The 25729-nt window shown below is 66.4% G+C and carries 19 protein-coding genes and 1 pseudogene; 9 read left to right on the forward strand and 11 right to left on the reverse strand.

What is annotated here, in order from left to right:
- Positions 1-4: 4 nt before the first annotated feature.
- Positions 5-1294, reverse strand: a complete 1290-nt coding sequence (locus tag ACIQID_RS09385) for an ABC transporter substrate-binding protein (protein ID WP_400284146.1) — start codon at positions 1292-1294, stop codon at positions 5-7.
- A 128-nt stretch (positions 1295-1422) separates the two neighbouring features.
- On the opposite strand from ACIQID_RS09385, the gene ACIQID_RS09390 reads away from it, so the two are divergent.
- The 3 genes from ACIQID_RS09390 to ACIQID_RS09400 all read left to right on the forward strand — a co-directional run bounded on the left by ACIQID_RS09390 (position 1423) and on the right by ACIQID_RS09400 (position 5409).
- Complete coding sequence (locus ACIQID_RS09390; protein ID WP_071327886.1) at positions 1423-2139, forward strand: GntR family transcriptional regulator; 717 nt, start codon at positions 1423-1425, stop codon at positions 2137-2139.
- A gap of 40 nt (positions 2140-2179) precedes the next feature.
- Entirely contained in the window at positions 2180-3682 is a 1503-nt protein-coding gene (locus ACIQID_RS09395) for a DUF4127 family protein (RefSeq protein ID WP_400284149.1), read from the forward strand.
- Positions 3683-3810: 128 nt separating this feature from the next.
- Positions 3811-5409, forward strand: a complete 1599-nt coding sequence (locus ACIQID_RS09400) for a glycosyltransferase family 2 protein (RefSeq protein ID WP_400284152.1) — start codon at positions 3811-3813, stop codon at positions 5407-5409.
- Between the two features lie 48 nt (positions 5410-5457).
- Here ACIQID_RS09400 and ACIQID_RS09405 read toward each other — a convergent pair whose 3' ends face one another.
- On the reverse strand, positions 5458-6801 hold the full coding sequence (locus tag ACIQID_RS09405; RefSeq protein ID WP_400284155.1) for a DUF222 domain-containing protein: 1344 nt from the start codon (positions 6799-6801) through the stop codon (positions 5458-5460).
- A 265-nt stretch (positions 6802-7066) separates the two neighbouring features.
- Here ACIQID_RS09405 and ACIQID_RS09410 point away from each other — a divergent pair, with 265 nt between their 5' ends.
- From ACIQID_RS09410 to ACIQID_RS09430, 5 genes are read left to right on the forward strand one after another with little or no spacing between them, the layout of a single operon-like run.
- Positions 7067-8146, forward strand: a complete 1080-nt coding sequence (locus ACIQID_RS09410) for an extracellular solute-binding protein (RefSeq protein WP_400284158.1) — start codon at positions 7067-7069, stop codon at positions 8144-8146.
- 38 nt (positions 8147-8184) lie between these two features.
- A complete protein-coding gene (locus ACIQID_RS09415; protein WP_400284161.1) occupies positions 8185-9201 on the forward strand; it encodes an ABC transporter ATP-binding protein in 1017 nt (338 codons plus the stop codon).
- Between the two features lies 1 nt (position 9202).
- Positions 9203-11062 (forward strand): ABC transporter permease, encoded by a 1860-nt coding sequence (locus tag ACIQID_RS09420; protein ID WP_400284164.1) that lies wholly within the window; start codon positions 9203-9205, stop codon positions 11060-11062.
- A complete protein-coding gene (locus ACIQID_RS09425) occupies positions 11059-12081 on the forward strand; it encodes a LacI family DNA-binding transcriptional regulator (RefSeq protein ID WP_400284167.1) in 1023 nt (340 codons plus the stop codon). The genes ACIQID_RS09420 and ACIQID_RS09425 overlap by 4 nt, the downstream gene beginning before the upstream one ends.
- Before the next feature lie 42 nt (positions 12082-12123).
- Positions 12124-13002, forward strand: a complete 879-nt coding sequence (locus ACIQID_RS09430) for a metallophosphoesterase (protein ID WP_400284170.1) — start codon at positions 12124-12126, stop codon at positions 13000-13002.
- A gap of 4 nt (positions 13003-13006) precedes the next feature.
- On the opposite strand, the gene ACIQID_RS09435 is transcribed toward ACIQID_RS09430, so the two are convergent.
- Entirely contained in the window at positions 13007-13519 is a 513-nt protein-coding gene (locus tag ACIQID_RS09435; RefSeq protein ID WP_400284173.1) for a hypothetical protein, read from the reverse strand.
- 140 nt (positions 13520-13659) lie between these two features.
- On the opposite strand from ACIQID_RS09435, the gene ACIQID_RS09440 reads away from it, so the two are divergent.
- On the forward strand, positions 13660-15162 hold the full coding sequence (locus ACIQID_RS09440) for a SulP family inorganic anion transporter (RefSeq protein ID WP_400284176.1): 1503 nt from the start codon (positions 13660-13662) through the stop codon (positions 15160-15162).
- Between the two features lie 371 nt (positions 15163-15533).
- On the opposite strand, the pseudogene ACIQID_RS09445 reads toward ACIQID_RS09440, so the two are convergent.
- The 8 genes and pseudogenes from ACIQID_RS09445 to ACIQID_RS09480 all read right to left on the reverse strand — a co-directional run.
- Positions 15534-15863, reverse strand: a pseudogene (locus ACIQID_RS09445) (very short patch repair endonuclease); the annotation flags it as partial.
- Positions 15864-16000: 137 nt separating this feature from the next.
- Complete coding sequence (locus ACIQID_RS09450) at positions 16001-16741, reverse strand: hypothetical protein (RefSeq protein WP_400284179.1); 741 nt, start codon at positions 16739-16741, stop codon at positions 16001-16003.
- A 2-nt stretch (positions 16742-16743) separates the two neighbouring features.
- Complete coding sequence (locus ACIQID_RS09455) at positions 16744-17571, reverse strand: hypothetical protein (protein ID WP_400284182.1); 828 nt, start codon at positions 17569-17571, stop codon at positions 16744-16746.
- A gap of 55 nt (positions 17572-17626) precedes the next feature.
- Positions 17627-19258 (reverse strand): hypothetical protein, encoded by a 1632-nt coding sequence (locus ACIQID_RS09460; RefSeq protein WP_400284185.1) that lies wholly within the window; start codon positions 19256-19258, stop codon positions 17627-17629.
- Positions 19259-19530: 272 nt separating this feature from the next.
- Positions 19531-20502: a PD-(D/E)XK motif protein gene (locus tag ACIQID_RS09465; protein ID WP_400284188.1), complete on the reverse strand. Its 972-nt coding sequence runs from the start codon at positions 20500-20502 to the stop codon at positions 19531-19533.
- Complete coding sequence (locus ACIQID_RS09470) at positions 20499-23258, reverse strand: Z1 domain-containing protein (RefSeq protein WP_400284191.1); 2760 nt, start codon at positions 23256-23258, stop codon at positions 20499-20501. Before ACIQID_RS09470 ends, ACIQID_RS09465 begins: the two co-directional genes overlap by 4 nt.
- Before the next feature lie 133 nt (positions 23259-23391).
- Positions 23392-24540, reverse strand: a complete 1149-nt coding sequence (locus ACIQID_RS09475) for a DNA cytosine methyltransferase (RefSeq protein WP_400284194.1) — start codon at positions 24538-24540, stop codon at positions 23392-23394.
- Positions 24541-25063: 523 nt separating this feature from the next.
- On the reverse strand, positions 25064-25669 hold the full coding sequence (locus tag ACIQID_RS09480; RefSeq protein ID WP_400284196.1) for a MerR family transcriptional regulator: 606 nt from the start codon (positions 25667-25669) through the stop codon (positions 25064-25066).
- Positions 25670-25729: the final 60 nt, after the last annotated feature.

Below are 25729 nucleotides of genomic sequence, written 5' to 3' on the forward strand. Positions count from 1 at the left end.
CGGCTCACTTCGAGGCGTAGGAGGCCATGCGCTCCTCGACGGTCGCGATCGCCTCCTCCGGGGTGGCGGTCAGTCGCACGACCTCGTCGAACGCGGTCGCGAGGTCGGCCGCGTACTCGGCGCTGTACGGACGGCTCGCCAGGGACTTCGCGTTCGGGGAGGATGCGGCCTCCGCCCAGACGCCGAAGTCCTGCAGCTCGTCGAACGCGGCGCTGCCGGCGAGAGAGGAGCGGCCGGGGAGGTTGCCGAGGGCGACGGCGAACTTCTCCATGGGCTCGTCGCTCACGAGGTAGGCGAGGAACGTGGCCGCCTCCTCCTTGTGCTTCGAGTTCGCGGGGATGAAGAGGGTGCTCGCGGTGACCTGCGTGCTGTTCTCCAGGTCGGGCGAGGCGACGGGGATCGCGGTCACGCCCCACTCGAACTCGGGGGCGATCTTGGCGGCGCTGGCCGACCGCCACTCGCCGTCGATGATCATGGCGACCTGGCCGCTGAAGAACGGGTCCTGCGCGGAGAGGTACTCGCCCTGTCCGGACACGAACGTGGCCATGGCGTCGGCACCGACCGGCTCGATCACGTTGTCCTGATACCACTGCAGCGCCTCGATGTTCCCGTCTTCCGCGGGGGTCGGGCCGTCTTCGCCGTCCCAGCTCCCGCCGAACGCGTAGCCGAGGGTCGTGAGGGTGGTGCTGTCGTTCGCCGAGCCGAGTCCGAGCTGCGTGATCTTGCCCGACGCGTCCTTCTTGGTGAGCTTCGGGATGGCGGCGGCGAGCTCGTCCATCGTGGTCGGCGGGGTGACCCCGGCCTCCTCCAGAAGCTGCGGGTTGTAGAGCAGCTGGAAGCTGTGGATGGCGATCGGCAGCGAGTAGACCTTGCCGTCGTAGGTCATCTGCTCCATGGCGCTGGGGACGAAGTCGTCGACATCGATGTCCTCGGCGGCGATCGCCTCGTCGAGCGGTGCGAGGATGCCCTTCGAAGCCCAGGCGCCGACGGTGTTGCCGAAGTTGTCGGAGATGTCGAAGGAGCCGTTCGACGACGACATCGACGTGAGCTGCTTCTGGGTGTCGGGGCTGGAGACGCCCTTGACGACGATGTCGTCCTGACTGGCGTTGAAGTCGGCGATGATCGCCTCCAGCGCCTTCGCCTCCTCCCCTCCCCACAGGTACGAGAACGTGATCTCGGTGGGGCCGTCCGCGTCACCGCCGCCGCCGGCGCAGCCGCTCAAGGCGACGATCGTCGCCGTGCCCACCGCCCCGGCGACCAGGACGCGTCGGCGCATGTTGTGCTTCACGTGCATGGGGATTCTCCGCTCATCGTTGACCGTGCAAAGGATTGGAATAGACCAATTAAGAACCGCTGAGAGGAGACATTGACACAATCCCGGGTGATCGTCAAGATTGGGTTAGTCCAAACGAGGGGGAGACCATGGCGGCGATCGAGGGCGTCACGAAGCACGAACGCGTGCGGCGGCATCTGGAGGAGGTCATCGACCAGGGGCTCGCACCCCACGAGAAGCTGCCGACGGAGCGCGAGCTCGCGGAGTCGCTCGAGGTGAACCGGCAGACGGTGCGTCGTGCCCTCGACGAGCTCGAACGGGACGGCCTCGTGTACCGGCTGCAGGGGGCGGGCACGTTCGTGAGCGCCTCGCGGATCAGCAAGGCGTTCGAGTTGACGTCGTTCTCGGAGGACATGCTCGCCCGCAACATGAGGCCCGGCTCCCTCTCCGTCGACGTCGGCACCGCGGCGGCCGGGCAGACCGCCGGATACGCCCTGAACCTCAGCCCCCAGTCGCCCGTCGTACGGATCCGCCGGGTGCGGACCGCCGACGACATCCCGATCTGCCTGGAGGTGTGCTCGATCGCGGCCGACGCCGTGCCGGGCCTGGAGGACGGCATCGAGGGCGACTCGCTCTACGACGACCTGCGCACCCGTTTCGGCATCACCGCCGTGCGCGCCGACCAGGAGATCCACGCGGTCGTCCTCGACGAGGAGCAGGCGGCCGCGCTGCAGACGCCGCCGTTCTCCCCCGCCTTCCTCGTGAAGCGCACGACCTACGACGCCCGCAGCCGCCCGATCGAGTACGCCGAGTCGGTGTACCGCGGCGACCGCTACTCGTACCTCGTCTCCATCGCCCGCCCCTGACCCCCGATCTGCGACCCTCTTCACCGACGAAAGGCTCCTCGTGTCCGACCCGACCCTCCGCCCCCGCATCGCGCTGCTCCCCCTCGACGACCGCCCGGTGAACGTGAAGCTCCCGGGAGACGTCGCGGCCGTCGCGGGGGTGACCCTCGACGTCCCGCCCGCCGCGATCCTCCCCTCCTACCGGACCGCGGGCGATGCCGACGGGCTGGGCGCCTGGCTGCGCGAGCGTGCCGCGGACCCGGCCACGGTGCACCTGGTGGTGTCGGTGGACATGCTGCTCTACGGGGGCCTCATCGCGAGCCGCACGAGTCACGACACCACCCGCGACGTGCTGGCGCGCCTGGACGTGCTGCGCGAGGTGCGGCGGCTGCGGCCCGACCTGCCGATCTCGGCGGTGTCACTCGTGACCCGGGCGAGCAACTCCTACTCCGCGGCCGAGGAGCCGACCTACTGGACGGAGCACGGCAAGGAGATCCACGCGCTCGGCGGCGACGCGCACCGGCTGCTCGGCGAGACCGAGGTGCTGCCGCTCGACGCACTGACCCCGGTGCCGGCCGATGTGGTCTCCGACTACTCGTCTCGGCGGCTGCGCAACCACATCGTGAACCTCTCCACGCTCGGCCTCGTGGAGGACGAGACCCTCGACTTCCTGGCGATCACCGCCGACGACACCGCACCGTTCGCGGCGGGCAGCGCGGAGCAGGTCTGGCTCCGGCACTGGATGCGGATGCTGCCGTCGGGCCGGCGCGTGCTGATGTACCCGGGGGCCGACGAGGTCGGGGCCGCGCTCGTCGCCCGGGCCCTCGCGGCGAACGCCGGGGTGACCGCCTCGTTCTCGGTGGCCTGCGCGGACGCCGCCGGTATGGAGCGCATCCCGCCCTACGAGAACATGTCGCTCGCGGCGTCGGCGAGCCGGCAGATCCGTGCGGCCGGCGCCGAGGAGGTCGCCGCGGGAGGCGATGTCACCCTCGTGCTGCACGCCCCCGACCCCGACCGGCACGACATGTTCCGCGGGCGGCCGGAGGTCGTCGACGCCGAGGCCGTCGCGGGGACGGTCGCGCTCGTGCGGGAGCGTCTGGACGCCGGGGAGCTCGTGGCCCTGGCCGACGTGCGCTACCCGAACGGCGCGGACGAGGCGCTCGTGCGCGCGCTGGCCGAGGCCGGACTACTCGGGCGCCTGGAGGCCTTCGGCGGGTGGAACACCGCCGGGAACACGCTCGGCAGTGTCGTCGCGGTGGCCGCCGCCGCAGTGGTGGGCCGGGCCACCGGCTCCTTCGACGAGCGCGCCGCACGGATCGCCCTGCTCACGCGGCTTCTCGACGATTTCGCCTACCAGGCCGTGGTGCGCACCGATGCGGGCCCCTCCCTCTTCCCCGACATCTACCCGATGACCGAGGATGCGCAGGTCGCGACGGCCGAGCGCGTCATCCGTGCGGAGCTGACGGCCCTCCTGGAGTCGATGCTGCCCGCCGATGACGTGCGGATCGCGGAGCTGACCCTCCCCTGGCGACGCTCGTTCGAGATCGGTCTCACCCTGCACTGATCCTCCGCGGCGTCGGCATACACCCGGGACCGCCGCGAGCCTGCCGCACTCCACAGGAAGGGATGGTTGGCTGGGATCTCCGGCGGGGGAGATTCGGGCCGGTCACGACCACAGGGGGGACGGCGTCCATGAGCAGTGCGACCGGGGAGACGGCAGGAGGCCGCGTGCGGGTGAGCGTGGTGGTGCCGGTGTTCCGGCCGAAGGCGTCGTTCGACGACCTCATCGCTTCCCTCGACGCGCAGACGCTGGATCCGCAGGCCTTCGAGGTCCTGCTCTGCGACGACGGCTCCGGGGAGGAGACCGCCGGGCGGCTCGAGAGCATCGCGAAGGACCGCCCGCACGTGCGCGTGCTGTCGCTCCCGCATTCCGGGTGGCCGGGCACTCCGCGCAACCGGGGTGTCGAGGAGGCCAGAGGGACGTACGTGCAGTTCGTCGATCAGGACGACCGGCTCTACCCGCGGGCACTGGAGCGGCTGTGCGACTACGCGGACGAGAACGGATCCGATGTCGTTGTCGGCAAGGAGGTGGGCATCGGACGGAAGCTGCCCGCGAAGATCTTCCAGCGCGACATCCCGCACGCGGTGCTCGGTGAGGACCCGATCCTGGAGATGCTGACGCCGCACAAGATGTTCCGGACCGCCTTCCTGCGGGAGAACGGCATCCGCTTCCCCGACGGGAAGGTGCGGCTCGAAGACCATCTCTTCGTGATGCAGGCGTACTTCGCCGCCGACACGATCTCGGTCCTCGCGAGCGAGCCCTGCTACGCGTGGGTGAAGGAGCCGGGGAGCGCGAGCTCGGCCCGCATCGAGCCGGAGTCGTACTTCCCGCATCTGGAGACCGTGCTCGACGTGGTCGAGGCGAACACCGAACCGGGGAAGGTGCGGGATCGGCTGCTGCGGCACTGGTTCCGCGGCAAGATCCTCAACAGGATCGCCGGGCGCCGGATGGTGAAGTACCCCGCGGAGTACCGCGACCGTCTGCTGGACGTGGTCGTACCGCTCACGCAGCGGCGCTTCGGGCCCGGCGTGGACGCGGGGCTGTCGTTCCCGCAGCGCATCCGCGCGGCTCTGCTGCGCGCCGATCGCCGCGACGACCTGCTCGCACTCGCCGCCTTCGAGGCCGAGACGACCTGCACCGCCGCCGTGACCTCGGCGCGCTGGTCGCGGGGAGGGCTGCAGCTGACCGTGCGCGTCCGCGTGCGTCGGAACGGCGAAGAGGCCTTCGTGTTCGAGACGGTCGACACGGCGGATCATCTGCTGTCCCTCCCGCTGTCGACGACGGAGGATCTTCCTTCGGGCCTGCTGAACGCCCGCAAGGAGCGCCGCGCCGACCGGGTCGACGTGGTCGCCCAGGACACCCCGGAGCCGGGCCAGGCCGCGGAGTCCACCGCGGGTTCGGAGCGCAAGGTCGGCGGGCGCCGACCCAAGCGCCTCGACGCGGTGCCCATCGCCGTGGACCCCATGAAGGTGTTCCGCGAGGACGGTGCGCGCGACGCCGATCTGTCGGTCGCGGTCCGCGTGGCCGGCTGGGTGTTCACCGCGCCGCTGACGGCTGCCCCGGACGTGGTCGCACACCTCGGCAGGTCGCCCCTTCTCGCGGGCCGGCGGGTCGAACTCGTGCGGAACGACGACGGCAGCCTGCGCCTGCACCGGGAATGGCCCGGAGGCGCCTGGCGCGACGCCCTGGCACGCACCGCGCGACGCGTGCGCTCCCGCCTCCGCCGCTGACAGCCCCATCCCGCCCCGCGCCCGAACTCGCGTGCCTGCGCACTGCACTCAGGCCGCGACATCGAAGCGCGCCCGTCCGCCCAGCCGCGGCGTGCGCCGCGGGTCGACCCACCGCGGCGGAAGGAACCATGCTCGGCCGGCCACACCGGAACCCTCGATGACGATCTCCCACCCGTTGTCGTGGATGCGGTGATGGCAGGTCTCGCAGAGCAGGATCCCGTTCGAGAGATCGGTCGGACCTCGATCGCGCTGCCACCAGCGGAGGTGGTGAGCCTTCGTCATCCCCGGGGGAAGCCCGCACATCGCGCACCCGCCGTCCCGTTCGGCGAGCGCCAGGCGTTGGGCTCGTGTGAAGAGGCGCTTCTCGCGACCCCAGTCGAGCACTTCGCTCGCCCCGCCGAGGACACACGGGATGATCCCCCCACCGGCAGCCAACCGCCGCGCGGCACCGATGTCGATCACCTGGTCGAGCCCGTCGATCGTCGCCGACCCGGTGCCGGCCTGGAGATCGTCGAGGGACACGCGCACGACCACCGTCGCCCCCGCGAGCGGCACCCGATCGCCCTCGCACCCGAGCACATGCCCGCAGAAGAGGGCCAGCGCATCGGCCTGGATCATCGCGACCGAGCGCCGGTCGGCGTCCGGCGACCCGGCGTCAGGCGCATCGAGGCGGGCGGCGAACACGGCGGACACGTGCCCGCGGATCGCAGTGACGACCGGCGCCGCGCTCTCGGCATCGAGCTGCGCGTGCAGGTGCACCATGCCGTCACGCTCGAAGAGGCGCAGTCCGCGCCGAGCACGCTGCTCCTCCGCCCGCGGCGCCACGCCGTCGGGGTCGAGCCACGCTTCGGCGCGGAGGACGAGCTTGCGCACCGCATCGAGCTCGAGCCCTTCGGCTGCACCGGTCAGCACGCGCTCCGCCTCGGCGATGCGCTCCACCCCCGCAGCCACGCGACAGCGATCCAGCAGAGCGACGATGAGCCCAGCCGCCGGCGCTCCAAGCGCACCCGACGCGAGCGCTTCCCGGAGGAGCGGGTACCGCGCGGGCAGCGGCGCGCCGAGCAGATCGCTCCGCGGTGACGTCGCCTCTCCCACCTTCACCAGGCGCTGCGCCTCTCCCGTCGAGATGCCCGTCACCGCGGCGATGAGCTTCGCCCCTGTGCGGTACCCGCGTTGCTTCGCCAGGCTGTCGGCCCCGAGCTCCGCGCGCGACTCCCGAGCGATGCCGGCCGCCACGTCGACGTGCAGTGCATCGAGTCGGCGCCGCAGAAATCCGATCGCGTCGGCGACGTCGACGAGCTGCGCGCGGGAGAGCTCCGGCGCATCGCCCGCGGCGCCCCATGCCTCGTCGAGGCGATCCATCGCCTCGCGCAACCCGGACATTTTCGACATGCTTCATTTTATCTCCGAGTGGCCCGACTTTCGAAGATTTGTTCTAACGGATGCCGGCATTCCGCCCGGGCCGACAGGACACCTCGTCCCCGATCCGACGCAGGCCCCCACCCGTTCACCTCATCGCATCCTCGCGTTCACGCCGCGCGCCTATCTTGAGTGCGGACGCGCGACCGCGCTCACGAAAGCAGACAATCTTTGTGCCTTCACGACAAGAACCGGTAGTGTCGCATCGACACACCTCGAAGGCGAGAAAGGGACGAACATGGCCGACAGGCAGCAGAGGCGCTGGGCGCTCATCGGATTGACGGCCGCGGCGGCGATCGCGCTCACCGGATGCACGGCGGGCGGCGACGGAGACGCGGACGGCGGCGGCAGCGACAGCGGCTCCGGGGACACCCTCATCGTCTACACGAACTCGAACAGCGACGGCCGCGGTGAGTGGATCACCGAGAAGGCGGCGGACGCGGGCATCGACATCGAGATCGTGGGCCTCGGCGGCGCCGACCTGACGAACCGCATCATCGCGGAGAAGAACAACCCCGTCGGCGACGTGGTCTTCGGCCTGAACAACATGTTCTTCGAGCAGCTCAAGACGGAAGAGGCCATCACCGCCTACGAGCCGAGCTGGAGCGGCGAGGTCCCTGCAGACGCCGGCGACCCGAAGGACGGCGCGTTCTGGCCGCTCGTGGAGCAGGCGATCGTCACGGTCTACGACGAGAACCGCATCAGCGACGCGCCCGCCGACCCCGACGACCTGTACACCGACGAGGAGTTCGCCGGCCGCTACGAGGTCAACCCTGCGCTCGGCCAGGCCACCCCGCAGCTCGTGCTCGCCAGCATGCTCACCCGTCACCTCGACGAGGACGGCGACCTCGGCGTGAGCGACGAGGGCTGGGACCTGGTGAAGTCGTACTACGCCAACGGCTCCCCCGCCGTGGAGGGCACCGACCTCTACGCCCGCATCACCCGCGACGAGGTGGACTACGGCGTGCTGCCGTCGAGCGGCATCTCCGCCCGCGACGAGGAGTACGGCACCAGCACGGGCATGATCGTCCCCGAGTACGGCGTCCCCTACGTGACCGAGCAGATCGCGCAGATCAACGGCACGGACAACGAAGACAAGGCACAGGAGTTCATCGACTGGTTCGGCAGCGCCGAGGTGCAGGGCGAGTTCGCCGCGGAGTTCAACGCCATGCCGGTGAACGAGGGCGCCGTCGAGAAGGCCAACCCCGAGGTCGTCGAGCTCATGGGCACGCTCGACCGCCAGGACATCGACTTCGGCTTCGTGAGCGAGAACCTCGGCGCCTGGGTCGAGAAGGTCACGCTCGAGTACATCGGCTGACCCGCGCCATCCCGCCGCACCGGCAGAGAGAGAAGACGATGATCCGTTTCGACGACGTCGAGGTCGTGTTCGGCGACCACCGTGCGGTCTCGCACCTCGATCTGGAGATCCAGGAGGGTGAGTTCTTCACCCTCCTGGGTCCGTCCGGATGCGGCAAGACCACCGCCCTGCGCACGCTCGCGGGGTTCATCGAGCCGACCGGCGGGCGCATCCACATCGCCGGTCGCGACGTGACCCGCGTACCCAGCGAGAAGCGCGGCGTAGGCATGGTGTTCCAGAACTACGCGCTGTTCCCGAGCATGAACGTGCGGGAGAACATCGCGTTCGGTCTCTCGGTGCAGAAGGTGTCGAAGGCCGAGCAGCGGCGACGCGTGGACGAGGTCGCCGATCGCACCGGACTCGCCGCATCGCAGCTCGACAAGAACGTGGCGGAGCTGTCCGGCGGCCAGCAGCAGCGCGTCGCCATCGCCCGGGCGCTCGCGCTCACCCCCAGCATCCTGCTGCTCGACGAGCCGTTGTCGAACCTCGACGCCAAGCTCCGCGTGCAGCTGCGCGAACAGCTCAAGGAGCTGCAGCACGAGGTCGGCGTGACCACCGTGTACGTCACCCACGACCAGGAGGAGGCGCTCACCCTCAGCGACCGCATCGCCGTGCTCGACGCCGGGACGCTGCAGCAGGTGGGCACCCCGGAGGAGATCTACGACCGCAGCGCGACGCCCTTCGTCTGCCGGTTCATCGGCGAGAACAACCGGCTCAGCCCCGCGCAGCTCGTCGCGATCGGCGCCGGCCTCGACGCCACGGCCGAGAGCTACGTGCGGCCGGAGAAGCTGCACCTGGCGTCGCCGTCCGCGGCCGCCGGCGGCACGGCGTCGCTCGACGGTACCGTCGCGGAGCGCACGTATCACGGCAGCCATAGCGTCTACACGGTGTCGGCGGCCGACGGGACGCTCCGGGTGAGCGTGCCGGCCGCGGCGAGCGCGCACCGTTGGGACGTCGGCGACGCCGTGCGCATCGACGTCGACCCGCGGTGGATCCTGCAGTACCCGGCGGCGTGACATGAGCGCTCCGCAGAACGACTCCCGCCCGGTGCCGCCGCCGTCCGCGGCCATGACCGACGCGCCCGGCGCCCTGACGACCGAGGCCGCCGAGGCGGGCACCGCGACGAAGCCCCGTCTCCGCCGTGGACGGCCCGGCAGCGTGCGCGCGATGCTCCGCTCGCCGCTGGCCTGGGTGACCGGCATCGTCGTGATCTGGTTCGCCGCCGCCTTCCTCGTGCTGCCGAACGCCGAGCTGCTCGCCGCGACCTTCTTCCCGGACGGCCAGTTCAGCATCCGCGCCGTCGAGAAGCTGCTCGGCAGCGAGCGCGCGCTGAAGACGCTCGGCAACAGCTTCCTCCTCGCGATCACGCTGTCCGTCACGGTCAACGTCGTCGGGGTGTTCATCGTGCTGGTGACGCAGTACTTCCAGGTGCGCGGCGCGAAACTCCTCTGGCTCGGCTACGCCACGACCCTGATCTACGGCGGCATCGTGCTCGCCGCCGGCTACAACTTCATCTACGGGAAATTCGGCTTCATCACGAACCTGATGGTGAACATCTGGCCGGACATGAACCGGGACTGGTTCTCCGGCTACTTCGCGGTCGTGTTCGTGATGACGTTCGCGACGACGACGAACCACATGCTGTTCCTGTCCTCGTCGCTCGGCAAGGTGGACTACGCGTCGATCGAGGCGGCGAAGCTCATGGGCGCCTCGACCTGGACGATCCTGCGCCGCATCGTGCTGCCGGTCATGAAACCGATGCTCTTCGCGGTCACGGTGCTGACGTTCCTCATCGGTCTCGGGGCCCTGACCGCGCCGCTCGTGCTGGGCGGCCCGGACTTCCAGACCGTCGCACCCCTCATCATCGACCTGTCGCGCAGCCCGATCACGCGCGACATCGCGGCGCTGCTGGCGATCGTCCTCGGTGTCGCGACGATCATCCTGCTCGCGATCATGAACCGCGCCGAGAAGTCGGGGGTGTACTTCTCGGTGGCGAAGGTGGCGACGCCGATCCAGAAGCAGCGGATCCGCAACCCGTTCGCGAACGCCGTCGTGCACGTGGTCGCCTACCTGCTCTGGGTGATCTACCTCATCCCGGTCGTGCTCATCGTGATCTTCTCGTTCGTGGACGCGCGGAGCATCCTCGCCGGATCCATCACACTCGACAGCTTCACGCTCGACAACTACATCACCGTGTTCTCCAGCGCGGCGGCCCTCCGGCCGTTCGTCGTGAGTGTCGTCTACAGCGCCCTCGCCGCGGTCATCGTGGTGGGCGGCCTGCTGTTCGTGGCGCGGATGATGCAGAAGCACCGCAACCTGCTGACCACGGCCATCGAGTACGTGCTGCACATCCCGTGGATCCTGCCGATCGTGCTGATCGCGCTGGCCTTCGTGATGGCGTTCGACGCGCCGCAGCCCCTCGTGGGCAACATCGTGCTCACCGGGACGCCGGTCCTGCTGCTCGTCGCGTACATCTGCGTGAAGATCCCCTTCACGCTGCGGCTGCTCAAGGCCGGGTTCGCGTCCGTGCCGGACTCCCTGGAAGACGCCTCGCGCATCCTCGGAGCGCGCTCGCTGACCACGTTCCGGCGCGTGCTCATCCCCCTCGTGCTGCCGACCGCGGCCGCGATCACCGCGCTGAACTTCAACAGCCTGCTCGACGACTACGACGCCGCGATCTTCCTCTACCACCCGCTGTACAAGCCGCTCGGCGTCGCGATCCAGGAGAGCACGCGCGGGGAGAACAACCTCGACGCGATGCCCATCACGTTCGTCTACACCGTGCTGCTCATGATCATCATGGGTGTCACCATGTATCTCGTGTATGGACGAGGTTCGCGCGCCGGAGCGCCCCGCCGACGGAAGCAGCGCGCATGAGCGGGGCGGAGGCCGGGACGCCCGCCCTGCGGGTCACGATCAGCGACGTCGCCGCGGCGGCAGGGGTGTCCCGCGCGACGGCGACCAGGGCACTGAAGGGCGAGGGGCGGTTCGCGCCGGAGACGCAGGAGCGCATCCTGGAAGCGGCCGAGCGACTCGGGTACGTGCGCAACACGATGGCCGCCGAGCTCGCCGCCGGACGCACCGGCACCGTCGGCCTCATGCTGCGCGACGCGAGCAACCCCGCGTACGGTCTCCTCTTCTCACGGTTGCAGGAGGAGGCGCATCAGCGCGGACTCGACCTCGTGACCGTCACGATCGGCGCCGACGAACAGGGCGCCAAGCAGGTGAATGCGCTGCACCGGCTGCTCGGCATGCGCGTCGCGGGACTCATCGTCGCCACCGGCGGCATCTCCGCGGCGCAGCTCGAGCCCTTCGCCGACCAGGTGCCGATCCTGCGCGCCGGGCGCGTGGAGTCGGCGGGCCGCATCCACACCGCCCACTACGACGACGAGGGCCACGGACGTCTTCTCGCGGAGCACGTCGTCGCGCTCGGGCACCGGACCGTCGTCGTGCTCGCCGGAAGTCCCGAGGCCTCGTACCCCGAGCACCTCCGCGCGCTCGCGATGCAGGAAGTGCTGACCGCGGCTGGGGTCGCCGTGACGATGATCTCGGCCGGCGCGCGTCCCGAGGACGGCGTCGACGAAGCCCTCGCCGCCGTGCGCGCCGGGGCGACCGCGGTGATGTGCGCCTCGGACTACCGGCAGCTCGCCGTCATGCGCGCCGCCCGCGCGGCAGGCCTCCGCGTGCCGGAGGACGTGAGCGTGACCGGGTGCGACGGCATCCTGCCCGGCGCCGATCTGCTCGGGATCACCACCCTTCGGATCCCCGTAGAGGCAGTGGCCGCGGCCGCCGTCGAGACCATGCAGCAGCTGCTCACCGCCGACGAGCCGGAGACGCTCGTACGCCGCTCGTTCACGGGAACGCTCGTCCCCGGCTCCACGGCCGCCGCCGTCTGACATCTGCCCCGACCTGCCTTCGTCCGCCGACCAGGAAGAGACATGATCCTCACCGAACACCCTCGCCCGTCGCACACCTTCGTGCACATCTCCGACACGCACCTGCCCGGTGAGCGGTCGCCGCTATACGGCAGCGGGGCCGACGCCGATGCGAACCTGGCGGAGATGCTCGACCGGCTCGTCTCCTCGGGGCTCCGTCCCGACGCGCTGCTGTTCACGGGAGACCTGACGGACCGGGGCGATGCCGCTGCCTATAAGCGACTGCGCGAGCTCGTGACGCCCGCCGCCGCTGCGCTCGGCTGCGAGGTCGTGTGGGCGGCCGGCAACCATGACGACCGTCGTGCCATGCGATCGGAGCTCGGGCTCGCGGGGGCGGGTGACGAGCCGATCGTCGAGGTGCGGTGGTTCGGGGGGATGCGCGTCATCGTCGTCGATTCGACGGTGCCCGGCGCGCATTGGGGGGAGGTGCCGTCGTCGCAGCTGGATCGGCTGGAGGGAGAGCTGTCGACGGCGGCACCGCAGGGCACGCTGCTGCTCATCCACCATCCGCCCCTGCCGACGGTGCTCGACCTCGCCGTGACGGTCGAGCTGCGGGATCAGGACGCGCTGGCCGCGGTGCTCCGGGGGTCGGACGTGCGAGGCATCCTGTCCGGGCACGTGCACCACCCGTCGTTCGGCACCTTCGCCGGGATCCCCGTGGCCGTCGCCTCGTCGAGCGCGTACGGTCAGGACCTCGCGCAGCCCGTGGGTGCCACCCGCGGACAGGACGCCGCGCAGGGCTACAACCTCGTGCACGTGTACGCCGACACCATCGTGCACTCCGCCGTCTCGCTCGAGCGCGGGGCGGACGTCGGAGAGCCGGTCGCCGCCGACGAGGCCGGGCGACGGATCACCGGCGTCGGGATCGACTGGCGCGACTAAACCGTCACGAGGTCGTCATCGGCGTCACCTCGACGTCGATGGAGCCGAACGGGAACGGGCTGAACACGGTCCAGGAGTCGTCGGTGAACTGCTCGATCGGGATCAGCGCGAACCACACGTGCGAGACGACGATCGCGACCACGACGAGCAGACCGACTCCTCGCAGGGTCCACTCCAGCGTCCGCAGCGCCGCGCGCTCGTCGGTCGCCTTCATCACCCGACCGAGCGCGAGCAGCACGATGACGGCAATGGCGACGTAGACGAGCGGGCTCGGCGCGAGCGTCAGCTGGATGCACTGCGGAGCCTCGTCCACCGGCCGACCCGCGGAGTCGATGAACCCCCCGTTCGCGTCGACGCCGCCGGGGCAGATGCCCTTGCTGGCGGTCATGAACACGGGGTAGAGGAACGCGGCGATCAGCGACCAGAGGAGGACGCGGCGGATCGCGGCGATGACCACGGCCCCGGGCAGCGCGGCGGGTGCCGTGTCCGGGGCGGTGGAGGGGGCGAGCGACGACATGCGGGGCTCCTTCGGGGGCGGTCGTGTTCATCCTGGCGGATGTGAGAGGCGGGTGGAAGGGGCGCGGGGTGGGCGACTCGCGCATCAGTCTTAGGCTGGAACGTCTGCCTCCTCTCTGAGGCGCCTTCCCCTGGAGCTCCATGTCTGCAATGACGGTCGACGACCGCGCCCGCCATCGCGCCCACCCCTCGGTGCTCGATGCGCTGAAGAACCCGCGACTGCTGACCCGCGAGGTGCTGGCCGGGCTCGTCGTCGGACTCGCGCTCATCCCGGAAGCGATCGCGTTCTCGGTGATCGCGGGGGTGGACCCGAAGGTGGGGCTGTTCTCGTCGTTCATCATGGCGGTGTCGATCGCGTTCCTCGGCGGGCGGCCGGCGATGGTGACCGCGGCCACTGGAGCCGTGGCGCTCGTGATCGCGCCCGTCGCGCCGATGTACGGGCTGGACTACTTCATCGCGACCGTCATCCTCGCCGGCATCTTCCAGGTGGTGCTCGGAGTACTCGGCGTCGCGAAGCTCATGCGCTTCATCCCCCGCAGCGTCATGGTCGGCTTCGTGAACGCGCTCGCGATCTTCGTGTTCAGCTCGCAGTTCCCGCAGCTCATCGACGTGCCGTGGCTGGTGTATCCGCTGGTGGCGCTGGGCATCGTCGTGATGCTCGTGATGCCGAAGATCACCAAGGTCGTGCCGGCGCCGCTCGTGTCGGTGGTCATCGTGACCGGGGTCGTGCTCGCCTTCGGGATCACGGTGCCGACGGTCGGCGATCAGGGTGAGCTGCCGCGGAGCCTGCCGTCGCTGTTCATCCCGAACGTTCCGCTGACGTGGGAGACGTTCACGATCATCGCGCCGTTCGCGCTCGGCGTCGCGCTCGTCGGGCTCATGGAGTCGCTGCTGACCGCGAAGCTCGTCGACGAGATCACCGACACCCACTCGAACAAGACGCGCGAGTCGTGGGGGCAGGGCGTCGCGAACGTACTCTCAGGGATGTTCGGCGGCATGGGCGGGTGCGCCGTGATCGGTCAGACGATGATCAACGTGAAGGCCTCGGGCGCGCGAACCCGCATCTCGACGTTCTGCGCCGGGATCTTTTTGTTCTTGTTGGTCGTGGTGTTCGGTGACTTCGTCGGGACGATCCCGATGGCGGCGCTCGTGGCCGTGATGATCATGGTCGCGATCGGGGCGTTCGACTGGCACAGTGTGCGGCCGTCGACGCTGAAGCGGATGCCGAAGAGTGAGACGTTCGTGATGGTTGCGACCGTTTCGTTGGTCTTGGTGACGCACAACCTGGCTGTCGGGGTTGTCGGCGGGGTGCTGGTCGCGTCGGTGCTGTTCGTGCGGCGGGTGGCGCACTTCGTTTCAGTCCGTCGGGTTCCGGGGCCGGCGGGCGATGTGGTGACGTACGTCGTGGAGGGGGAGCTGTTCTTTGCGTCGAGCAATGACCTGACGACTTTGTTCTCGTATACGGAGGATCCCGATCGCGTTGTCGTTGACCTATCGGGGTCGCATGTGTGGGATGCGTCGACCGTTGCGGCATTGGATGCGATCGAGACGAAATACGCGAGCCTGGGGAAAACGGTGGAGATCGTCGGGATGAATGAGAACAGCCAGCGGATGCGTGGGCGGTTGACACGTGGATTCGAGTAGAGCAGATGCGTCATCGACCGCAATCATGAGCCAGCTCCGAGCCGCGCGGTGTCCCAGCACTCGACAATCTGATGCTCGAACGGAATGATCGGAGCGTGAGTTTCTTTGCTACGTTCATGCCCGGAGTACGCAAGGTGCGTACGCCGTTGGCGGTGGGCGTACTTCGGCTCGCCGTGCTGTACTTACTGGTTGCGCCCGCCTGGCCGACACGGATCGAGGCGGACGAAAATCTATCGAAGGCTACAGAGGGGCTCTCTTCGATTAGTGAAGCAGCCGCTCTTGATGGTTCGCGCTAGTCGCTTCGCACGGCAGGAACGCGGTGCATGGGCGAGCAGACCCGGTCGAACGAGCGTCCTTTGCAGCTGATTCTCTCAGTACTCGAGCGCCCGAAGGACCTCGGCGGTGATCTGCGCCGCGGCCACACCCGGATCCTCATGCTCCCAGTACCGCAGGACCTGCCACCCTAGCGACTCGAGCGCGGTACTTGTCGTCTTATCCCTCTCGACGTTCCGCGCCAGCTTAGGTAACCAGTAGTCCGCATTGCTCTTCGGTCGTGTTCCATGTTCGGGACATGAATGCCAGAAACATCCATCAATGAATACTGCGATGCGTGCGCGGGTGAATACCATGTCGGCTCGCACGCGCAAATCTGGCACGAGACGGAAATCGACATGGTAGCGGAACCCAGCGGCATGGACGAGCTTACGAACGGCGAGCTAAGGCGAGGTAGCGCGACGGCGATTAGCTTGCATGGTTCGCCGCGCCGCCTCACTCGATGCCTAGGAGCGCTTCACGGTGAAAGAGCCTACCCGCGCCCCTTTCGGCGCACCAGCGAGCTTCAGATCAACGTACGTCCTGAAGCGCCAAAAAGGGCGGTAATCATCGCTCGAAGCTCGTCGTCGGAAAGCGAGCCGAGATCTGTAACCCTCGATTCAAACTGTACGGCTTTGAGTCCGTCGCGAACGATCTCGCGTCGCGGCAGCTCTTTCGGCGTCGAAGCGATCTGTTCGCTGACGAAGCGTGCCAACCTGTGGTCCGACGAGAGGTTGCGGTCGATGAGTCCGACGAGATCGTCCTCGAATAGTTCGACTTCCGGATCGTTCAAGAGCGATCCGAGAACGACGACACGTAAGTACGTACGATAAAAGACGTTCCGTCGACCAGCCAAAAAGCGATCCGGAGAGAGTCGTCCCGCGCGATCGAGAGGAAACCTCCGCACAGCCAGATCGGGCAGCACTGCGATCGTCAGATATGACCACATTCCCGGGTTCGCCGCCTGTCCACGGAGATCCTCCGCGAACCACTGAGCCAGCCCGGCGCCAGCAAGCAGGTCGAATTTCCGATCGTGGTTGCGTTGGTCGGCTGACACCGTCGAGAGCTGAGAGTGCATCTCCTCTCGAAGTCTCGCCAGCTCCGAGACGGAGACCTTGCCCGATCCGCCGATTCCGAAGTATGCACGCGGATGGTGCGCGCCGCTCGTGAACAGCGGCGCTTCCCGCCCAATCGTGACGGCATCCTCGAGATCTAGAAAGGCTCGGCGCGCGTCCTCTGTCGAGAAGCGCGGATAGATCGCTCCCATCGTCAGCCCTCTTCTCGCATGAAATCACTGGCCTCGCGCGCACGCTCGATGAGTTGCATCGGGTCCTCACTTGCGAGACGCAAAGCGACCTCAAGGTCAAAGCCCAGGGTCGCGGATACATGAACGCAGAAAGCCCCGAGCGAGAACCTGTCCGATTCGGCCGATTCAGAGATCGAGGTCGACGAGTAACCGTCTCGGATAGCGGCAAGTTGGAACAGAGTCGCGGTGTAGATATCGGTCTGTATCGATTGGTAGACCCAGCGCTCCGCGGTCCCGTCAAGGATACGTGCCGCGACGGGTAGGTCAGTGTTCACGTAGAGCCGAATAGCCGACGTCAGTCCCCAACTCGGTTCGGCATCGTGAGCGACATCCACGCGCCAGGGAATGCGCCGCCTTCCAGTCTCTACGAAGCTCACAGCAGAAGTGGGGAAGTCTTCGCCCAATCTCTCGAACGGCACCTTTATGGCTCTCGGCAGGCGCCATAGCCTGGCTGATCGGTGAACTGCGCGAGCGGGATCAGGATGGCCCGTTCGCCCAGTCCCGATCACTGCGACATCGACCAGCGCTTCTACCGCTACAGTCGATCCATCTACTTCAATGTCGACGTCTGCAACCCATACGTCATTTACGCGGACGAAGTCGGCCGCTGCCCGCCACTTCGTCCGGGCGGCGAGACATGTGATTGTGCCGACAAGCGTCACCGGCTCGTCTTGCGGAATCCCGCTCTCCTCCCAGAATTCATCACCTAGTTGAGCGGAGACTCGGAGCATGAGGTCCTGACCCGGCTCCCATACGTCAGGGAGCTCATCGATCTCGACAGCAGGTTGCACCGCTCGCACCTGCGCCGTCACAGAGGATGGAGCAGGAATCCTGAATGGGCGCGATTCAATCGCCGGCATCGATAGCACTCGCGTTCATCTCGATGAGCAGTGCTCGACGGGCGGGTCCCGTAATCGTGACGTTCTGAGTGACATCACCTGCGGCTCTGGCGCGTCCGTCTCCGAGATCGAATGCATACTCCCAGCTCACGGCCAGCTCTTCGGCTGGTACTGGTGTGCGCGCTCCGTCATCGCCGACTATTGAAACATTGATGTCGATGAGGAACTCCCCTGGCCCGTTCACGGAGAAAGTGGTTTGTTGACGCTGACGGCCGTCATCGAGTGTCTGCACCAGGCGCGGCGGTTCCACAGTAATCAGCTGTCGGCGCATGCCGCGGCGAGCTCCGCCAGGGTTTGTTCGCGAAGCGCTCGGGAGCTTCGCTTCCGCCGCACTAGGGAGAAGCATGCCGAACATGCGTGCCAGCGCTCCGACGCCGCGATGAGCCGCGTCAGGCGTCTGGATTGACGTCGGCTCGGGGATCGCAAAGGTCTCTCGAAGAATCGCACGCACCCGGATGCGCATCGCTCGGATCACGAGACCAGTCTCACCGCCGGCGTTGCTCACCCACATGTCGTGCGCCGGAGGCTCCGCCTCGGCGAACGTCCTGTCCCAATCCCTTGAGGATTTGAACACCGCCAGCCAGTCGAAGATGGGCGATGCCGTGTGATCGGACCAGTCATCGGTAGTGACGACGAGCTCAGCCTGATCGCGCATCAGCGCGATGCGCTGAACAGATGCCTCATCCCGCGCTGGATCGAGATCGTCGTCGATGAGAACGGGCTCGAGAGCTTTCATCCGCTTGACGACCGCGAGGTGACCGATCCTCTTCCGATTGCGTATGACGTCGTGCACTGCGACAGGCAGTCCGGACGGTGCGAGCACGGGCGCTTCATCACCGCGCACGCGCGACCTGATGGCGTTCAGTCCCGCTCCCCAGAGCTCGAGCGCCCCCACCGTATCGTCGACGATCCGAACATCGCTGTTATTGACTCGAAGTTCGATCGGCATCGGGGGGCCCCCGGCCCCAGGCTCTGGGATCAGCTTCGGCCAGAGATGACGGCGTATCGCTCGCCGGGCCTCGTCGGCGAACTGGATCTCGAGCGCTGATGGGTCACCATGCCTGAGCTGCCTGAGATCGGGCTCATTGAAGTCGCCGTCACGAGCAACCGTGATGCGCGGATCCAGAATGAGCAACGACGTACCAGTATCGTTCCCCTCGAAGTGGTTGCCGAACAACCGCTCACCGTACGCTTGGGCAACGTCGCCGACCAGTGGTGCGACGAGGTCGCCCCGGCCCGCACCCCACCAATGCCGTCCAGTGAACTGCTCCCCCTCCGTCACGTACGACTCGTGGAACGCCGACACGACCAGCCGATACTCGAGGGTGCCTGCCGCATTCCTGCACCGGCTCCAGAACACCACCGTCCCCTGGCCGCTATAGGCGTATGCGGCCGTCTTCCCGAACCCGTAGGTCCCGCCGCCTTTCCCGTCGTCCCGTGGCACACCGACTTTGAGGATGAGGTCCTGGAAATTGCAGGGCTCTCCGTTACGTGTCGGCGAGAGGTCTGTTGGACCGTTGAGCCCTGCAGTACCGCGATCGAACACCTCGAGAATGTGCATGTTCTCGACTTTGGGCACGCGGTGTCTTCCCGGAACGCGACGTCCTGCGTCGAAGAGCCGGTCTATATCAGCCCTCAGACGGAAGTCAACGCGCCGAAGGTCAACGCCGTACCGGGGAGTCCTCTCGCCAGTCCGCGCGTCCCAACTATTCTGCGCTGTCTCTCGAATCAGGACCTCGAGCGGAGACAAGTCTGTGCGCCCAAGCAGCCGATCGCCCCCGGTACCATCCATATCCCCAGCTTTGAACTGTTTCGAGAACCAGGAGAGTTGTTCTATCGTCTGCGACCAACTCACAACGTCTCCAGCAGACGTGCGTACTCGACATCGTCAAGCGGAAGGGGACAGGCGTCGAGAAGTAATTGATACGTCAGCCTGGCGACACCCTTCAACGACACCTCGTCAAGTCGGGAGGCCCGGATCCCCGGGAACCCGTCGTCGACCTTATGCAGCCGGCGCTCGACGACGACCAGTCGGAGCGTCTCGTCGATATCCAGAGGCTCGTGGTCGTCAGTCCGTCCGCGTAGGGCATCGACGTCCACGCCGTCACCATGAAGAGCGTCGACGATTTCCGCGATCGTCTCTCCATCTGCGGACTCCTCGACACGAAGCGAGATAAGATGCAGGTCGCGTCCGTGAGGCGGATCGAGCTGAAATGCGCCATGGATCGTGACGCTCGGACTGTCAGTCCCGCTATACGTTTTTACCTCTATTGCATTCAGATGCACGAAGTCGTGACGGTGCCCGTCGGGTCCGCGCCAGAGAATGTGAGCCCCAGCTCCCCGCTGGGCAACGAGGTCTCGGAGGACGTTGAGTTCGCCGAAGAGTCCGATCAGTCCGCTACGGCTCAATGACGGCTGCGCCGCCTGCAGCGCGCGACGCCAGTCATTCACCACCTTCGAGACTTCGAGGTACACGGTGCCGTGCGTCACCTCGACGCGATCAAGCACCTCGCCGATGAGAGAGAGAAACGTCGTTCGAAGTGCAGGATCAGGACAGTCGATCTTGATTCGTTCGCGGGGGTTCTCGCCAGACGGCGCGATCCAGCTGACAGGTAGCAAGTCCCCTAGTCTCGGCTCGATGTGTGGAAGGCCCTCAGGGCGCTCCACGACAAACGACAACTGATGCGAGTAGTCAAGCACGAGGAACGCCTCACGCATGTTCCAATCGGGGCCAAGACGGCGAGCTTTATTGGATCCGAGCGTCGGACTTTCCTGGAGCAGCGCGGCCAGCGCCGCCTCAACCCGAGAGGATCCGCGGCTCATGGCGCGGCTTCCTGGGCCGCATAGTCCGCCTCGTCGTCGACGATCTCAGTCTCGCCATCCTCGATCTCGTCGTCGCCGGGATCGAAGATCGACTTGAGCGTGACCGCATAGTGATCTCCATCACGCTCGAACTCGGCGGGCGGGAAGACAACCGCGATCCCAATCAGATGATCCGCGGCCCCCATCGACCGACGCGTCGCGGTGGAGACCCCGGCTGGCTTTGAGTCTTTTCCGATTGCGTACAGGATCACGAGCCCGTTGTCGGGTCGATATCCGCGTCTGAAGCTCTTGACCGCCTGAACGTCGCTCTTCTTCAGCTCCTTATATGCCGAGCGCGTTGCATCGTCGAGCAGCCCGTTCCGCTCGAGAATGGCGACGTCCGCCGTCGAATCCGCGCTCGACATGAGCGCCCGGATGTTCACGACGTTGGCGCCGGCCTTGGCCGCATCCTCGAAACGACTCTGGTCCCACTCCTTCAGCGGTGCACGGCTCACCACGTTTACGCGGACGCCCTCCGCGTATTCAAAAGTCGCGTTGTTACTGGACGGGCCAGATATGAGGAGAAGATCCCAGGTTTTACCATCGCCGTGATCGCCGGTCCACTTCCTAATAGCCGCCGGCTGCAAGGCGACATCGACCGGGAACACGCCGTAGTGCTCGAGAAAGTCAATGAGGTCGGTGTGCGAAAGCTCTCCGAAGAGGTGCGTCGCTGGTTCCCCCGCGCCACCACCAAGCGAATCTATGCGGTGCCGAGTGCCGATGGCGTTCCCCACGATCCGTCGAGCTGCGTCCTGGGTGCGTTCGATCCCCTCCGCCGAGCTGTCGAGGTAGATCGTCTGCCTGCGGTTTCCTCCGAGGCCGGTGTGCACGAGATCGACGAAGTCCATCTTTCCGGCGCCCGTAATCTGAAGCCTGCCCTTGTGTGCTCTGACCGGGACTGCGATATCTCCCGGGGTCATGCCTTCACTGATCATCACCGCAATATCTTCGCGGAGTTCACGTTCCACAAGGGCGAGGTGCGCGTAGTCGTCGAGCATTCCAGACGCCGCCCACACGCGCGCAAGGTCGCGGTATCGCGGCCGAAAACCGAACCAGCGTCCCATCTGCAACAACGTGTCGTATGCATTCGATGTGCGCAGGAAAAAGGAAACGACGAGCCCTTCGAGTGTGAGGCCACGCGAGAGTGTCCCACCACCGATCGCGATCACAGTTTGGGGCTCATCGTCCGGGTAGGAGACCCGGTTGTCTGAAGTCCCGTTGTCGACGCGGACCTGGACGTTCGAGATCAGGTCTTCGATAGCGGGCCAGATTTCAGACCACGTGGGAACGCTCTCCTCCCCGCGAAGCTCCGCGGCGCGATCGATCTCGGCGTGAAAGGTGGATTCGAAGCTGTCGTGGCGACGGTCTCCCTCGAGCGCGACATCCTTCAGGAAGTCAACGACGGTGTCACGAAGGCGGGCATGCGCCTCCACTCGATGCGACGTGTGCAGGAGCATCGAAGAGTGCTCGTCCTTGCCCGTCCGTGAGCGCCGAATCGCCGTCGCGATGAGGAACCATCTGATTGCCTCGGCGAGAGCCGACGTGATCTGAGGATCGTAGTCGCTGAGGTCCCGCCCGGAGGGCGCGAGAACTGCAGCTTCTTCGTCGGAGACTGTGCGCGCCAGCGCATCGGAGGCGATGCCCTCTTCGTCATCGAGACTTGACGTGTCGAAGTATGTATCAGCACCCATGTATCCGACGGGTCGAGGCAGCACCACCGCGAAATCGTCTGGGTATAGATCGTTCTCATCGTTCGGATCAGTGAAGATGTTCGCGAACGGAGTCGCTGTGTAGGCCACGTACGTCCCGGTCTTGACTTCGGCCCAGATGTCGCGAATTCGCTGATTGATCGTTGAGACGAGGTTCTTCGCACCCTTGGTGTTGGGAGTCGCCTGATCCGATTCGTCGTCGATGACGATTACCGCGCGAGATAGGAGAATCTGCGGATCGCTCTTCGAAATACTCTGTAGATAATCGAGTACGTTGGCCAGACGCTTCTCGTTCTTCTTCACGACCATTACGATCGCGTTGGCCTGGTTCCCGACCGGGCTAACGGGATTGATTGGCCCGATATCCGAGTTAGCGTCTGTGAGCGGGTACCACGCTACCCCACCGTCCTTGAGCTCGCGGAGGCTCAGATCTCCGTCGAGACGAGCTTGCGTCTGCGCGCGGAGGTTCGAGTGCATGCCCGCAAGAACGATGACGATTCGGTACCCGGCGTCGACCGCCTTTGCAACCAGGCCCGCGTAGTTCGCCGTTTTACCTGACTGGACGTAGCCGACGACGAGGCCCTTACGCTTATCCCCGCGTTTTAGTGGGTTGGCGCACTGCGACAGAATCTGAGAGGTCGAGTCATCGACCCCGGCGATCGCGACCGAGGGCAGGCGCGACTCGAGCTTGGCGCGATAGGTCGGCCATATGCCCTTCGATGTCTTGGGTCCGCTGTACCAGGGGGCGCGACTGGAGTCTCCTATGAGATTATTGCTGACTGCGAGCTCTTCAATCCGCTCACGCTCCGTTGCAAGGTAGGCGCGATACTCGTCGGGAAAACCGGGATTCATCGTCGCGAAGCTGGCGAGCAGTTCAGCATCGCGGGCCTCGGGATCGCGTCCCGCCTGATCTGCTTGCAACGCCTCGAACATCGTCTTCAGCTCCGCGAACCCAAATCCGACCACGACGTCCCCCTGACGTTCACGAGGCTCCGAGCGAGCACCCATGGCTCCTTTTCTACCGGAAAACTCTCATGTCGCGAGACTTCGCCGAGATTCTCATTGGCCTCGAGCTTATGGTGCGCCGCCCAACGCGCGTTCATAGTCCATCGTCACCAGAGGACCACTGCGGTCCAGAGCGTCATGTAGCTCTGCTTCGGCGCGATGCCAGCATCTTGTCCACGTCAACGTTTGCTTCAATTGCTGGGTAGTCGATGCCCGCGAAGGATCTGAAGAGCGCGGTGAATATCGCTTCCGCACCCTTAACCGGGACTGCCATCCCAACCTGCTTCCGGACGCTGTCCTTCAAGCCGTGGAACACGAAGCTGTCTGGAAAGGACTGCAGTCGCGCTCGTTCACGATTGGTAAGAGCGCGATTCTGCGACCAGTGATACATGTGCGAACCGCCGCCCCCACCACCGGTGACTGTATACGCCGGCTTGGCGGCTTCGAGCCGTTTGTAGGTTGTGCTGATCGTCGTCCGTGTCTTGATCTGCAGACGCTTGGGCATGATCTCAAGCGCACGAGGAGAGAACGCGTTCTCCCCGGGAAGGAGGTAGCTCAAGCGATCCACAACATCCTGCGACTGTCTCGTGTACTCATGGTTGGGAGCACCAACCTCAATGCGAGGCACCGTCAGTGCCGTCTTGACAGAAACATCACGGTCAGCATAGATCTCGGGCGAGGGGACGCGGAAACTGGTGTCGAGGTCCTCACGGATCCCTACGATGACTATCCGTTGGCGCCGCTGAGGAACGTCATACTCGTCGAAAGAGTACAGGTGAGGCACAAGGCGATAGCGGAGACCTTCCGCCGGCTCCTGCAAGTGCTCGAGGATTTGCCTGAAGGCTTCGCCTTCGTTCGCTCCCCTAAGACCGGACACGTTCTCCGCGACGAACCACTTCGGCCGCTTGGTCGCGAGGACCTTGACCCCATAGGTGTAGAGGGGCCCGTACTCACCATCAAGCCCCTTCCACTCGCCGACCAGACTGTAGTCATTGCAGGGGAACCCAAACGCGAAGCCCTCAATCGGGCTCAGAGCCTCGATGTTCAGATCATGAACGTTCTGATGAACGACGCCACCACCACCCGACGGCAGAGCATCGGATGATTCGACGACGACAGCCTGCTCCCCGTACTCGGGGACGAGGATGTTATGGCGGTAGGTGTTGCACGTGTCGAGGTCATAGTCGTTCGCCCAGGCATGCCGAAGATTAACTCCTTCGACGGCGGCGGCCGCCCGGCGCGCGCCAAGCGCCATCCCGCCGGGCCCGCTGAACAGTTCACCCATGCGGAACCGGTGCTCGGACAAATTGGCTCCTCTTGATCTGAAGTCTCTTCAGCAGCCTACCGCGAAAAGTGCGACCGATGGCGCGAGAGCGCGCTACTGGCGTGTTCGCAGATTAGTTCGACCCTCCGACATCGAGGCAGGTCGCCGGTGAGCGTGCGGTCAAGCCACTGAGGACGAGACGAGCGCCCCTGGTCGTTCCCTCGCGGCAACGGTACCGCCTTACGATCACACCCTTTTGCCCGAACCGACTACCACGCTAGTTTCGAGAAATGGCCCGGATCCGAAGGTTCATCGAAGGTGACCGCGAAGTCAAAGCACCGCAGTCAGTGGTCGATGCCTACGTTCAACGAGTCCGTGACACGGATGGAGCACTCCTACTTTATTTGTACAACTACAAGGAGGGCGGCCCCACCCCGGGGGACAGCCCAACGCAGAGCATGCACTTCGATCGCAACGCCGCACGCGCTTTGAAAGCTGTACTGGAGGAGACTTTCGGGCCGCTCTAGACACAGCACAAGTGCAGCTAGTCCCCAAACCGCTCCCCCGAGCTCACCTGCTGCGCCACCCGCCGCAACGCCAACAACAACGGCTCCACCAACACCGACCCCAGCACCACGTACCGCACCGCCGCTTCCGCAGACTCCTCCGGCACCCCCGCGATCTCCGCATCCGCGATCCGCCGCGCACTCGCGAGGTACTCCGCCATCACCGCATCGGGCACGGTGAACCCCACGCGCTCCAGCCCCTGCAACGCCCGCGCGACCGCATGCAGCACCGCGGGGTCACACATCCCCGGCTTCCGCCCGAGCCGGGCGGCGAGTGCCTCGGCGCCGGCAAGGTCCAACGCGTCATCGGCCGGCGGGGTGATCGCGGCATGCGCGGTCCCCAGCAACTCGTGCGGGTTCGCGGGCGGATCATCCAGCGCCGCGACCACCCGTCGCGTCTCAGCGATGCTCACGCCCGCATCGAGCAGCGCCCGGATCACGCGCAGCCGCTCGACGTGCTTCTCGCCGTACAGGGCCTGCGTCGCGGAGGTGCGCTCACCCTCGGGCAGTAGTCCCTCGCGCAGGTAGTACTTGATCGTCGGCACGGTCGCGCGGGTCTGCACTGACAGTTCGGAAATCCTCATGGCCACCTCTTGACTTAGATAGTAGCGCTATCCATTATGGATAGCATCGCTATCCAGTTG

Source organism: Microbacterium sp. NPDC091676 (assembly GCF_044756645.1).
In the GTDB taxonomy this organism is placed as follows: Bacteria; Actinomycetota; Actinomycetes; order Actinomycetales; family Microbacteriaceae; genus Microbacterium; species Microbacterium paraoxydans_D.